The 13,923-nt window shown below is 60.8% G+C and carries 9 protein-coding genes; all 9 read left to right on the top strand.

Features of this window, described 5'->3' with window-relative positions; all coding sequences use genetic code 11:
- Positions 1-48: 48 nt before the first annotated feature.
- From ACILSO_RS10305 to ACILSO_RS10265, 9 genes are read left to right on the top strand one after another with little or no spacing between them, the layout of a single operon-like run.
- Positions 49-636 carry an RNA polymerase sigma factor gene (locus tag ACILSO_RS10305; RefSeq protein WP_395737311.1) on the top strand — a complete coding sequence of 196 codons (588 nt, stop codon included), beginning with the start codon at positions 49-51 and terminating at the stop codon, positions 634-636.
- A complete protein-coding gene (locus ACILSO_RS10300) occupies positions 633-911 on the top strand; it encodes a hypothetical protein (RefSeq protein WP_395737310.1) in 279 nt (92 codons plus the stop codon). Before ACILSO_RS10305 ends, ACILSO_RS10300 begins: the two co-directional genes overlap by 4 nt.
- Positions 908-1,276 carry a hypothetical protein gene (locus tag ACILSO_RS10295; RefSeq protein WP_395737309.1) on the top strand — a complete coding sequence of 123 codons (369 nt, stop codon included), beginning with the start codon at positions 908-910 and terminating at the stop codon, positions 1,274-1,276. The genes ACILSO_RS10300 and ACILSO_RS10295 overlap by 4 nt, the downstream gene beginning before the upstream one ends.
- Positions 1,273-4,089, top strand: a complete 2,817-nt coding sequence (locus ACILSO_RS10290) for a DUF1553 domain-containing protein (RefSeq protein WP_395737308.1) — start codon at positions 1,273-1,275, stop codon at positions 4,087-4,089. Before ACILSO_RS10295 ends, ACILSO_RS10290 begins: the two co-directional genes overlap by 4 nt.
- Before the next feature lie 4 nt (positions 4,090-4,093).
- Complete coding sequence (locus ACILSO_RS10285) at positions 4,094-5,440, top strand: DUF1501 domain-containing protein (protein ID WP_395737307.1); 1,347 nt, start codon at positions 4,094-4,096, stop codon at positions 5,438-5,440.
- Between the two features lie 42 nt (positions 5,441-5,482).
- Positions 5,483-6,133, top strand: coding sequence for a GntR family transcriptional regulator (locus tag ACILSO_RS10280; protein WP_395737306.1), 651 nt, complete (start codon positions 5,483-5,485; stop codon positions 6,131-6,133).
- Positions 6,130-8,571 carry a DUF1553 domain-containing protein gene (locus ACILSO_RS10275; protein ID WP_395737305.1) on the top strand — a complete coding sequence of 814 codons (2,442 nt, stop codon included), beginning with the start codon at positions 6,130-6,132 and terminating at the stop codon, positions 8,569-8,571. The genes ACILSO_RS10280 and ACILSO_RS10275 overlap by 4 nt, the downstream gene beginning before the upstream one ends.
- A complete protein-coding gene (locus tag ACILSO_RS10270) occupies positions 8,568-9,965 on the top strand; it encodes a DUF1501 domain-containing protein (RefSeq protein WP_395737304.1) in 1,398 nt (465 codons plus the stop codon). The genes ACILSO_RS10275 and ACILSO_RS10270 overlap by 4 nt, the downstream gene beginning before the upstream one ends.
- Positions 9,962-13,921: a DUF1592 domain-containing protein gene (locus ACILSO_RS10265; RefSeq protein ID WP_395737303.1), complete on the top strand. Its 3,960-nt coding sequence runs from the start codon at positions 9,962-9,964 to the stop codon at positions 13,919-13,921. Before ACILSO_RS10270 ends, ACILSO_RS10265 begins: the two co-directional genes overlap by 4 nt.
- Positions 13,922-13,923: the final 2 nt, after the last annotated feature.

The raw sequence follows: 13,923 nt of genomic DNA, 5'->3' as shown, positions 1-13,923 counted from the left end.
TGCCCGTAGAAGCCGGGAAAGGATGTGCCATCGTGATCTCCAGCTTCCATGATTCTGACCGACAGCGAAACCCGCGCCTGCATGGCGGCGTGGCTGCGATGCAGCGACGAGGGCGCGGCGCGGGCGCTGGTGGAGGCGTTCTACCCCTTCGTGGCCTCGCTGATCCGTCGTCACGTCACAGATCCGGACTGCGTGGAGGACCTGGCGCAGCAGACGTTTGTGCGGTGGTTTGCCAAAGCCACCCAGTGGGATGCCTCAAAACCGCTGGAGCCATGGCTGGCGCGCATCGCGATCAACCAATGCCGCGACCATTACCGGGCACGCCGTGTGCGGCCCGAGCTGCGCTGGAGCGATCTCTCAGAGGGAGAGCAGGAGGCCATGCAGGCCACTCTGACAGCGGCAGAGCCGAAAACAGATGGACTGAACGACGAATCACGCTCGCTCATGCTGCGCCTGCTGGACACGCTGAGTGCGGACGACCGCATGGTGCTCAGCCTCTTGCACCTCGAAGCCAGATCGACCGACGAAATCGCCGCGCTCACCGGCTGGAGCCGCACGCTGGTGAAGGTGCGCGCCTTCCGCGCCCGGCGCAGGCTGCGCGCTGCTTTTGAACACCTCGAAGCATCACACCCATGAACGAAACCGATCAACGACTGGAACGACTCGCCACCCGTGCAAGGGGCGCGCAGACTGCCGCATCTGAGGCGCTGCCCTATGGCTTTGCCACGCGTGTGCTGGCAGCCTCTGCCGACACGCCGGACAGCACCGCACTGTGGGCCCGGTTTTCGCTCGGCGCGTTGCCTCTGGCGGCCATGGCGACGGCTGGCTGCTTCTGGTGGTCTGCCAGCGCCATGAGCGCAGATGCTCACGATCTCGCGCAGGTCTTCATCCAAACTCCGCTTTTTCCATGAAAAAATTCTCCATCGTCATCTCCCTTTTCGGGCTCTTCATTCTCGGTGCCCTGTTCGGGGTTGGTCTTGCGCTGCCGTTCGCGAAAAAACTCATCAGCGAGGATCACTTTGTCCAGCAGCGCATGAAGGAGGAGATCAAGCGCCTCAAGCTCACACCCGAGCAGATTGAGAAGTCTAAGCCGATCTATGACCAGCTCAGGCAGGACCTCGCGAAAATCAAAAACGACACGCTTGTCTCCATCGCCCAGGCTTCGATCCGCCAGTCCACGGATCTGGCCGGGCTGCTCACGCCTGAGCAGATCGAGGAGTTCAAGAAGCTCGGTGACGAACGCCGGGTGAAGTTTGAAAAATTCATGAAGCCATGAAGACGCATCTATTCCTCCTGCTTCCCCTTCTTCTTGCCTCGGCTTCGGCACAAGATGCCGCGCTGAAACAGAAGCTTGAGCAGGGATTCACCACCTTTGACCAGGACCATGATGCCGCTCTGAGCGCCGCTGAATTCAAGGTGCTGGGGGAATATTCGCCCAAGCTGAAAGGCAAGCCGCAGGTGGTAGATTACTTGTTTCATACGCTCGATGCAAACCAGGACGGCCGGCTCTCGCATGATGAATACATGAACATCGCCGCCATCAGTGGCGGCACACAATCTTCTCCCGAAAAACCGGTGGTCACCGAGACTCCGGACACCGCAGAGCAGCTGGCATTTTTCGAAAAGAAGATCCGGCCGGTGCTGGCCGAAAAGTGCTACAAATGCCATGCCGAAAACGCGGAGAAAATCAAAGGAGGCCTGGTGCTGGACAGCCGGGAGGGCATCCGGCGCGGCGGAGACAGCGGCCCGGCCATCGTGCCAGGGGATCTCGAGAAAAGCCTGCTTGTCGAGTCTCTGCGCTACACCAACAAAGACCTGCAGATGCCTCCGGAAAAGAGCGGTGGCAGGCTGCCGGATTCGGTGATCGCCGATTTTGAGCAGTGGGTGCGCATGGGGGCGCCTGATCCCAGGGAAGGCAAAGCAGCGGTGGTTAAATCAGAGTGGGACACAGAAAAGGCCAGACGCCACTGGGCCTTTCAGCCGGTGAGACAACCGACGGTTCCGTCGGTGAAGGACACGGCATGGCCTAAAACAGACGCGGACCGCTTCATCCTTGCTGGTCTGGAGGCGCGCGGGCTCAAGCCAGCGGGCGCTGCTTCACCAGAAGCGCTGCTGCGCCGTGTGTGCTTTGATCTCACCGGACTGCCACCCACGCCTGAGCAGGTGGATTTTTTTGCCGCGAACCCGGATGCGAAGTCGTTTGAAAAAATGGTTGATGCTCTTCTGCAGTCGCCTCGTTTTGGCGAACGCTGGGGGCGCCACTGGCTGGATGTGGCCCGGTACGCCGAGTCCTCCGGTAAAGATGTGAACTGCCTCTATCCGCACGCCTGGCGCTATCGTGATTACGTGATTGAAGCCTTTAACAAGGACAAGCCTTTTGATGAATTTGTCCGTGAGCAGATTGCTGGTGACCTTCTCCAAGCCAAAGACAGCCGCGACCGCGCGCAGAAGCAGACTGCCACAGGATTTCTTGCCATAGGGTCACGCAGCCTCAATGAGCGCAGCCCAAAGCAGCTTGCGCTCGACACCGCAGACGAGCAGATCGATGCCATGTCCCAGGCTGTGCTGGGGCTCACCGTGGCCTGCGCGCGCTGCCACGATCACAAGTTTGATCCCATTCCTCAGCGCGACTATTACGCGCTGGCAGGCATCTTCCTCAGCACCGAGACCCTGTATGGCACCGCTCCCAATTTTCAGAATAGTCATGCCACACCGCTGATCGAACTGCCCACTGACTGCGGCCTCCCGCGCCTGCCGCTGGTCCTCACTCCGGAGCGGCGTGAGCAGGTGGAGAAAGACCTTGCCAGGACTGAGCGCTATGGCGCGGTGCAGTTTTACACCACGGCGGCGAAAGCGCTCTTCACCGGCAAAGGGTTCAATGTGAACAACGACCCTCAGAAGCTCGTCCTGTTTGTGGGTATCAATGCCAAGATCGGTGAGTGCAAGGCGGAACTCGCCTCCTATGACAATGACGGAAGGCAAAAGCTGCTGGCCATGGGTGTCCGCGACTATCCTGCCACGCCCTCGGCGGGACCTCCCACCAAGCCGAAATCGGTGGAAGAAACCTTTCAGATGATCCTGGGAAGGCCTGCCCAGTATTGCTCCATCAATGACAGCCCGCTTTTTGCGCGTGGTGATGTTGAAAAACCTGGAGCCAGAGTGCCACGTGGTTTTGTCAGCGCGCTTTCAACGGCGGCGGTGAAGATTCCTGCCAGGGAGAGCGGAAGACGAGAGCTTGCAGAATGGCTGGTTTCTTCAGCCAATCCTCTGACCGCGCGTGTGTTTGCCAACCGTGTCTGGCACTGGCTGTTTGGAAGGGGCATTGTTTCCACGGTGGACAACTTCGGCACCACCGGGCAGCCGCCCGCAAATCAGCCTCTGCTTGACCATCTGGCCCTCCGTCTCCAGTCCGGAGGCTGGTCCATGAAGTCTTTCATCAAGGAGATCGTGATGAGCCGTGCCTACCAGATGTCTTCTGCACATGACGCCAAATCCTTTGAGGCGGATCCTGAAAATACCCTGGTCTGGCGTATGTCTCCGCGTCGCATGGACGCCGAATGCATTCGTGATGCCATGCTGGCCGTCAGCGGTGGCTTGCAGACGGAGGCTCCGGTGGGATCGGCCGTCGCGCAGAGCGGGGATGGTGCCATCGGTGGCTTTCCCATCAAAAGCCTGCGAGCACCCTTGAGCGAAGAGCCTTTTCTGACCGCAGGCGGAGACATGCGAAGTGTCTATCTTCCAGTTCCTCGGAATGCGGTGCCGGACGCCCTGACGGTGTTTGATTTCGCCGAACCCAGCGCCGTGAATGGCAGCCGGGACGTGACCACGGTCCCTTCCCAGGCCCTGTATCTCTTGAACAATGATTTTGTGGCGAAGCAGGCCGGACGCTTTGCTGAGAAACTCCGCCCGCTGCCCGAGCACCAGCGGGCCGCGGCCGCCTTCAAGCTGGCCTTTGCACGAGCGCCCACGGCCAATGAAGCCAGGGCGGCACAGCGCTTTTTCGCGGACTACCCGCGGCTCGACAGCGATGTGCTGACGAGCTTCTGCCGTGCGCTGCTGAGCAGTGCTGAATTCCGCTCCATTGACTGATGCCATGAACTCCCGACGTCATTTTCTTCAAACCAGCGGTGTCGGCTTTGGCTGGCTCGCCTTCCAGGCGCTTGCCCAGGCGGAGAGCGGATCTCCGCTGGCTGTAAAACAGCCGCATTTCAGTGCGAAAGCAAAGCGCGTGATCTTTCTCTGCATGCGCGGCGCGCCCTCCCATGTGGACACCTTTGACCACAAGCCCAAACTCACTGCCGCCTCCGGCAAGGATGGCCGGGCCCCCGGCACCAAGCTGCATGGCTCGCAGTGGAAGTTTGCCCCCCAGGGAAAAAGCGGCCTTCCAATCAGCGAGCTCTTTCCCCACCTTTCAAAACGCGCCGATGATCTATGCCTCATCAATTCGATGCACACGGAGCTGCCAGCTCATGCACAGTCGTTTTTGAAGCTGCATACTGGCAATGCGCAGTTCGTTCGTCCGTCTCTTGGCGCATGGGCGCTCTACGGCCTTGGCACGGTGAATGAAAATCTGCCGGGCTTTGTGACCATCGCGCCACCAACCTTGTTCGGTGGCGCGCAGAACTATGGCAGCGCTTTTCTGCCTGCGATTTATCAGGGCACACGCGTGGGTGTCGATGCCCGGCCGGTTGTGAATGCGCAGATGCGCAACATCGTCCCGCCCGTGGGCAGCGTGGCGCAGCGCAAGGAGATCGAGCTCGTGCAGGCGCTGAACCGCGAGAAACTGCAGCGAGACCAGGTCAATCCCGAGGTGGAAGGGGCCATCGAGTCCTTTGAGCTGGCATTTAAAATGCAGAGCGAGATGCCCAGGGTGATGGACCTCACAAAGGAAACGCAGCAGACGCTCGACGCCTACGGCATCGGCGAAGGCAATGCCACCGACGACTTCGGCCGCAAATGTCTCCTCGCGCGTCGCATGGTGGAGGCGGGCGTGCGCTTTGTGGAGGTCACGCACAGCGACTGGGATCATCATTTCAAAATCTCCAAGGATCTGCCCTCGACCTGTGAGTCCGTGGATCAGCCGTTAGCCGCACTGCTGGCAGATCTGGATTCACGGGGCCTGCTCAAAGACACGCTTGTGGTCTGGTCGGGTGAGTTTGGCCGCACTCCGCACGCCCAGGGCGCGGACGGGCGCGACCACAACAGCAAAGGTTTCACCGCCTGGATGGCGGGCGGTGGTGTCAAAGGCGGCATGCGCTATGGCAGCACGGATGACCTTGGCTACGAGGCGGTGGAGGACAAGATGCACACCCACGACTTCCACGCCACCATCCTGCACCTGCTCGGTCTCGATCACGAGCGCCTGACCTACCGCTACGCCGGCCGCGATTTCAGGCTCACCGATGTGAAAGGCAGCGTCGCAAAGAAAATCATAGCCTGAGAAAGAAGGGTTCATGCGGGCCGTATTGAAACGGTATACCGAATGGATCTTGCCACTACCACCGCCTCCCGCTCCGACTCCGCCGCGACCCGGCTGCGTACGGAAATTCTCAATGGCACCTCCGCGCCGGGTGCGCTGCTGGCCGAATCCGCCGTGGCAAAGCGGCTTGGTGTCAGCCGTGTGCCTGTGCGCGAGGCCCTCTTTGCCCTAGAGCGGGAAGGGCTTGTGGAGTTCAGCGCCACCGGACGCGCATTCGTCAAAGACCTGACACCGCAAGATTTTGAGGAGCTCTTTGTGCTGCGTCTTGCCTTGGAGCCCCTGGCCTCGCGGCTTGCAGCGCCAGCGCTCAAGGTCGACACTTCAAAGCTGGTAAAAAACCTGGCCGCCACACGCCGTGCACGCTCCGTGCAGGAGGTCACGCTTCTGGACTTGGAATTTCATCAGATCATTCTCGAGGCCTCCGGCAACCGGAGGCTGCTAAAACTGTGGTGCTCCCTGCGGGGCGAGCTTGAGCTGTGGCTCGGCCGGCTTCATCGCAGTCATCAGCTTCAGACGAAGGAAACCCTTCAGGAAACCGTGGAGGCACACCAGGAGATCCTGGAAAGTTTCAACACTCAGACACCTGCGGCCTGCGAGCGCCTGATGCGCGAGCATATCCTCGGCTGGCGTGAATGGCTGCCGCTTTTCTCATGAACCGCGTCTTCCAGAGCTTTGGCATTGTCATGCTTGCGCTGGTTTCAGCGCGGGCAGGGGATGACATGGCCTTCTTTGAAGCGAAGGTGCTGCCTCTGCTGCAGCGGCAATGCTATGAGTGCCATTCCCATGAAAAGAAGATCAAAGGCGGACTCGCGCTGGATCTCAAATCAGGCTGGCAAACCGGCGGAGACAATGGACCAGCCATCATCCCGGGAGATCTGGCCAGAAGTCACCTCATCGAAGCGGTGCGCTACACCAATCCCGAGATGGAAATGCCGCCAAAGGGCAGGATGAGCCCGGCTGAGATCGAGATTCTGGAGCAGTGGGTGAGCATGGGCGCACCGGATTCACGCGTGAAACAAACCGCCGCCAAATCCGCGCGCGTGATTGACATTGCGGAAGGAAAAAAGTTTTGGGCCTACCGGCCTGTGCGTGACGAGAAAGCGCCTGAGGTATCGCGGACAGACTGGCCGCTGGGCCCGGTGGACCGTTTCATTCTGGCCAGGCTGGAAGCCAGCGGCCTCTCTCCCGCGCCGGACGCGGATGCCTCCACCTGGCTGCGGCGTGTCTCGCTTGATCTAACCGGACTGCCGCCGACGCCGGAGGATCTGACTCGTTTTGATGCGACGCCTGTCTCCCGCGCCGCTGCCGTGGATCGTTTGCTGGAATCAAACGCCTTCGGCGAACGCTGGGCGCGTCACTGGCTGGATCTCGTCGGTTACGCAGACCAGATCGGAACTTCGAACAATGTCTTTGCCGAGCATGCCTGGCGCTACCGTGATTACGTCATCAATGCCTTCAACTCCGGCAAGCCCTTTGACCGCTTCATTCGCGAGCAAATCGCCGGGGACCTGCTGCCAGCGTCCTCACCTCAGGAGCGCGCCGCAAACATCACAGCCACCGGCTTCCTCGTCCTTGGCGATGTCGAGATCGTCGCCGTGGACAAGCTCAAGATGGAGCATGACCTCGTGGACCAGCAGGTCAGCAAAATCGGCACCGCGTTTCTCGGCCAGACGCTCGGCTGCGTGCGCTGCCACGACCACAAGTTTGACCCCATTGCCCAGACCGACTATTATGCCATCGCAGGCATGTTCCGTAGCACGGATGCGACTTACAAGACCGACAACGGCGTCTGGAGCAGCGTCCACAAAACGGAGCTGCCCGAAACAGCGGAGCAAAAGGCCAGACGTGAATTGGTGCTCGCCGCGAACGAGGACAAGATCCGCCAGTGGGAAGCTGAGCGCGATGCTGCCAGCAAAGAGAAGGCCGCACTGGAACCGCAGATCGGCAGCGCCACCAAGGAGGCGAAGCCTGATCTTGAAAAGAAGCGCGACGAGATCGCTGCTCGTATCAAAAACTTCGGCAGCCAGATCGAGCACGCGAAATTCTTTGCGCCCGTCGCGCCAAAGGCCTTCGCCGTGCATGATCGTGAGACGCCGGCCGACATGCGCATCACCATTCGCGGCAATCCATATGCGCTGGGCGAGCCGGTGAAGCGTGGTGTCCTGCGTGTCGCTTCCTGGGGTGATCTGCCGACGATCCCAGCCGGGCAGAGCGGCAGGCGGCAGCTCGCGGACTGGATCGCCGATGCACGCAACCCGCTCACCGCCCGTGTCACTGTGAACCGTATTTGGCAGAAGCTCTTTGGCGAAGGGCTGGTGCGCAGTGTGGACTATTTCGGTGCGCGTGGCGAAGCTCCTTCGCATCCCGGGCTGCTCGATTACCTCGCCACCCGCTTCATGCAAAGCGGCTGGTCACAGAAGCAGCTTATCCGTGAACTCGTCCTCAGCCGCGCCTACCGGATGAGCAGTGGGAACAACACTGCTGCCGAGGCAAAAGATCCCGAAAACCGCCTGCTCTGGCGCATGAACCGCCAGCGCCTCGATGCGGAGTCGATCCGGGATTCCATGCTTGCCATCAGCGGCAGGCTTACGCCTTCAGCGGGTGGGCCCGCGCTGCCGCTGGAGTTTCCTGAAAATGTCTCCAGCCTCAGTCCCAAGGCGGTGAATCCTCCCGCCTTTGCCTTCAAGAAAATGCGCCCGGCGCAGGACTATGAGCGCACGATTTATCTGCCGGTCATTCGAACGGCCGCTCAGCCAGGGTCGGCTCGGTTGCGCGATGTGTTTGACTTCACCCAGCCCGCGCAGATCGCCGGAAAACGCGCGGAGACCGCCGTGCCCACCCAGGCGCTCTTTCTTCTCAACAGTGACATCGTTCGTGCACGTGCCACGGAGCTTGCCAAACAGCTCTCTGGCGCTGAGCCCAACACCGGCGCCCGGCTTGAGGCGCTCTGGCTCCGCGTCCTCAGCCGCCCCGTCACCAGCGCTGAACGCGAGGACGCCGTCAGGCTGCTTGAATCCCTTCCGGCAGACAAAGCGTGGATCGAGCTGAGCCACGCGCTGCTGTCTTCAAACGAATTTTTGCTCCGCCTATGAACACTGCCCTCTCACGCCGCTCCTGGCTTCAGCGCACCGCCACCGGCTTTGGCGCGCTGGCTTTGCATGACCTGGTGCAGGCAGCGCAAAGCCCGCTGGCGGTGAAAACACCACGCTTCCCGGCGAAGGCAAAGCGCGTGATCTTCCTCTTCATGTCCGGCGGGCCTTCTCAGCCGGATTTATTTGATCCGAAGGATTACATCAAACGCATGCACGGGCAGAAGATCACTGCGCCGATCAACACGAATGAACTTCGCGTTGGTACGGACAAATTTCTGGCCCTTGCCACGCATGGTGAAGTAAAGCCGCGCGGTCAGTCCGGCATGATGATTTCCGACCTCCTGCCGCACACCGCCAGCATTGCCGATGAGATCTGCCTTCTGCGCGCCGTGCATGCGGACAACAACCAGCACCAACCCGCCGCGCTGCAGTTCCACACCGGGGTCACGGCGGACGTGCGCCCCTCCATCGGCTCATGGATCAGCTACGGCCTTGGCGCTGAAAATCAAAATCTGCCCAGCTTCATCAGCATTCACCCGGACAGCGACACCCGGCTCTACGGCTCGTCCTTTTTGCCTGCTGCGCATCAGGGCACCAAGGTTGTCATTCCTGCCAGCGACAAGCAGTCCCCGATCGACTACCTCGCCGACATCTCAGGCGATGTGAAGGCCCAGCGTGCGCGCATAGATTTCACCCAGCGCATGAACAAACGCCTGCTTGGTCAATCAGGAGCCGACACCCGCATGGAGGGCATGATTGAGAGCATGGAGACCGCCTTTCGAATGCAGATGACCGCGCCTGAACTCGTGGATCTCTCCAATGAATCAGAGGCAACCAAGCAGCTCTATGGCGTGGGCGGCAAGGACACCGACAAAAATGCACGCGCCTGCCTTCTGGCGCGCAAAATGAGCGAAGCCGGCGTGCGCTTTGTGCAGGTGACCATGGGCGGCTGGGATCACCATGGAGACATTCGCAACGCTCTGCCGAAAAGCTGCGCCGCCAGCGACCAGCCCTGCGCCGCTTTGATCAAGGACCTCAAATCCCGCGGCCTGCTGGAGGACACGCTGGTGGTATGGAGCGGCGAGTTTGGCCGCACTCCCTGGAGCCAGGATCTCAGCGGAACGTCCCCCATCGAAAAGCACGGCCGTGAGCATCAGCCGGAAAGCTTCTGCACCTGGATGGCCGGTGGTGGCATCCGGCCCGGATTCACCTTTGGCGAGACAGATGACTTCGGCTTCCGGCCCGTTTCTGGCAAAGTCCATCTGCACGATCTGCACGCCACGATCCTCCATCAGCTGGGCCTTGATCATGAGAAGCTCACATGGCGGCATCTCGGCCGCGATTTCCGGCTCACGGATGTTTACGGCAACATTGTGAAGGAGATTCTGGCATGAAGTTCTCATTTTTGGCCGCCTGCTTCGTGCCCATCCTCCCGCTGCATGCGGACGACTTTCAAAGCTCGATCCTGCCCCTGCTGAAAGAGCGCTGCAACACCTGCCACTCCACCGAAAAGCAGAAGGGAGATCTCGATCTGGAGCGGTTCACCTCCATCGCCGACATCAAACGTGAGCCGATGATCTGGGAAGGCGTGCTGGACCAGCTCCACATGGGCGAAATGCCGCCGAAAAAAGAGACGCAGCTATCCACCGAACAGAAGAAGCTGCTGACTCAGTGGGTGCAGAGCCGGCTGGACGAAGTCGCGCTAGCAAACGCAGGCGATCCCGGTCCCGTGGTTCTGCGCCGCCTCTCCAACATGGAGTACACATACACCCTGCGCGATCTCACTGGCGTGGAGTCTCTGGACCCTGCTCGCGAGTTTCCGGTGGATGGCGCTGCGGGCGAAGGCTTCACCAATGCGGGTGCGGCGCTCGTCATGTCTCCGGCTTTGCTGGGCAAATACCTTGATGCGGCGAAGGACGTCGCCAGCCATGCCGTGCTCACGCCTCAGGGCGTGCATTTTTCGGCATCCACCTCACCACGTGACTGGACAGACGAGGCGCTGGCAAAAATTCGAAGCATTTACCGACGCTACAGCAAGTCTGCGGGGCAGTCTGAGCTGAAAGTTACGGGTGCAAAAATCATCGCCAAAGATGAGGGCCGGCTGCCGCTGGCCCCATATCTGGCGGCATTGCAGGGGCATGGCAGCAGCGAAGACCTGAGCGCCAAATACCTGAGCCTGCTCAAGGCGGCGCTCACGGCCACCCAGCCCTCGGTGCTGCTGGATCCTCTGCGCGCCAAATTCCGCGCCGGCCAGCTCAGTGCGGCGGACGTGGCAGCGTGGCAGCAGTCCCTTTGGCGCTTCGCCAGCGTGGGCCACATCGGCAAGGAAAACGGACCCAAAGCCTGGCAGGAGCCCGTGGTGCCTCTGGTGGAAAGGCATGAGATCCGCATGAAGATCGCTGCTTCCAAAGACGGAGGAGATCGCACGTTCTTTCTGACCACGACGGACGCAGGAGATGGGAGCGAAAACGATTCGGCGATCTGGGAGAATGCGCGGATCGTGGCTCCGGGACGTGCCGACCTGCCGCTGCGCGATGTGCCAAAAATCATGGAGCGTCTGCAGCAGCGGCGTGCAGAGCTGATCGCAAGCGTGGTGCCTTGCCTGGCTGCAGTGCATGAGGCCCAGATGAACGCCGAGCGCACGGATGTGGTTGCTCTGGCGCGGAAGCATGGTGTCGATGCCGGGCTGCTATCTGGATGGTTGGATTACCTTGGCGTTGGCTCGGCCAGCATGGTGAAACTGGAGCCGCTGCTCACAAAGAAAGTCGAAAGCGTTCCCAATTATAGTTTCATCAAAGGATGGTCCGGGGAGCAGGCTCTCAGTGTGCTCGCAAATGCTTCAGACAAAACGCCGCGGATTCCCGGCGTCATGCAGGCGCACAGTGTCGCCACGCATCCCTCGCCCACGCTCGCATCGGTCATCGCATGGCGCAGCCCCGTCACCGGCTTGCTGAGTGTACAGGGGTATGTGGCGGACGCACACGCAGACTGCGGCAATGGTGTCACCTGGGCATTGGAGGTGCGCCGAGGTCATACGCGTGACGTGCTGGCCTCTGGAGTCAGCAAAGGCACGGAACGCATCCCGACCGGTTCCTTTGAAAAGGTTTCGGTGAGGCAGGGGGATGTGGTCGCCCTGGTGATCGGCCCCAAAGACGGCAACCACAGCTGCGATCTCACAGCGGTGAACCTGACGCTCAGCGATGGCAAGACGACCTGGGATCTGGCCAAGGAAGTTTCGCCAAACATTCTGGCGGGAAATCCGCATGGAGCGTGGCACTTCCTGAGCCAGCCCGCAGTGCAGCAGGCAGAGGCTGCGGTCCCGCAGGGCTCCCTGCTGGCACGCTGGCGCAAATCCACAGATGCTGCCGAGCGTGCGCGACTCGCCGCAGAGGTGCGCGTGCTGCTTGAAAAAGATCCCTCCGCTCTTGCCGCAGGATCGCCCGAACATGCCTTGCAAAATCAGATCCTTGCGGCCACCGGCCCCATGCTGATGTCCGTCTTGAAAGAGCGCACTCCAGGGGCCTCAAACTATGAAGTGAAAGCGCCCTCGGTGATCGAGGTTAGGATGCCAGCCGAACTGCTGGAAGGTGCGGAGCTGGCCGCCACCGCGCGGCTGCTGAACCCCGAGGGCAGTGTGCAGATGCGGGTGCTCGAAGCCCGGCCCGGATCGTTGCAGGGCCTCGCTGTGGACGAAGCACAAACTGCGCAGTCGAAGGGGCTCTGGTCTGACAACAACCTGCGCACCCACCACAGTGCACCAGTGCTCGTGAGCGGGAAAAGCGCCGCCCGCCAGCGCTTCCAGTCGGCCTTTGACGAGTTTCGCAGTCTTTTCCCCATCGCGCTCTGCTACACCCAGATTGTGCCGGTTGATGAAGTCGTCACGCTCACGCTCTTTCACCGAGAGGATGATCATTTGAAACGCCTCATGCTTACCGATGATGAGGGTGCTGAACTCGACCGCCTGTGGGATGAGCTGCGCTTCGTGAGTGAATGGCCGCTGAAACAGGTGGATGTGTTTGAGCAGCTTTTCCAGTTTGCCACGCAGGATGCCAAGCCCAGCGCCTTTGAGCCGATGCGTGCGCCCATCATGAACGCGGCGGCAGGGTTCAAGCGCCAGCTTGTCGAGGCGGAGCCCGTTCAGGTGGCGGCGGTGCTGGATTTTGCGGAGCGTGCCTGGCGTCATCCCTTGAGCGAGGCGGAACGCGAGGGGCTGAAGTCTCTCTATGAGAAGCTTCGCAGTCAGGGGCTGCCGCACGCCGCCGCTGCACGCATGCTTCTGGCGCGTTCGCTCGTTGCTCCTGCATTTCTCTACCGCGGGGAGAAGGTAATGGCGGGTGCCAAGGCCACGCCAGTCAGCGATCAAGAACTTGCCACACGTCTCAGCTACTTCCTTTGGTCCTCATGTCCTGATGCCGAACTGAGCCGCCTGGCTGAGGCAGAAAAGCTGCACGATCCCGCAGTGCTCACGGCGCAGCTTCGCCGCATGCTGAAGGACGAAAAAATCCGCCGCCTCGCCGAGGAATTCGGCTGCCAGTGGCTGCATGTGCGGGATGTCGGCACGCTGGACGAAAAGAGCGAGCGTCACTTTCCCACCTTCGTCTCCCTGCGCGAAGACATGCAGGAAGAGGTGGCGCGCTTCTTCATCGACCTCTTCCAAAATGACCGCAGCGTGCTCTCGCTGCTCAATGCGGATCACACCTTTGTGAACGCCAGCCTCGCAAAGCATTATGGGCTGGAGGTGAAAGAAAGCGGCTGGCAGCGCATCGAAGGCGTCCAGTCTCAAGGCCGTGGCGGCATCCTCGGCTTTGCGGCCACGCTGGCTAAACAATCGGGCGCTTCACGCACCAGCGCCATACTGCGGGGCACCTGGCTCAGCGAAGTCATCCTCGGTGACAAGCTTCCCATCCCGCCCAAAGGTGTGCCTGTCCTACCCGAAGAGACGCCGGCCAGTCTCACGGAGCGCCAGCTTATCGAGCGCCACAGCCACGATGAGAACTGCTCCGGCTGCCATCGCCGCATTGATCCCTTTGGCTTCGCTCTCGAAGGATTTGATGCCATTGGCCGTGCGCGCCAGGCGGATACTAAAGCCATTTTGCCTGATGGCACTGCCGTCGATGGCCTGGCCGATTTGCGTGATTACCTTCTCGACAAGCGTGGCGCCGATTTCGTCCGCCAGTTCTGCCGCAAACTGACCGGCTATGCTCTTGGCCGCAGCGTGCAGCTTTCAGACAAACCTTTGATCGATTCCATGGTCCAGAGCGACCGCCGTATCGGCACGCTCCTTGATCTCATCATCCGCAGCCCGCAGTTCCTGCAAGTGCGCGGAAAAGACACCCTGGCCCAGCACTGATT

Source organism: Prosthecobacter sp., assembly GCF_044226605.1.
Classification (GTDB): Bacteria; Verrucomicrobiota; Verrucomicrobiia; order Verrucomicrobiales; family Verrucomicrobiaceae; genus Prosthecobacter.
Note: the sequence above shows the minus strand (reverse complement) of the source record. Positions and strands in the feature narration are given on the sequence as shown.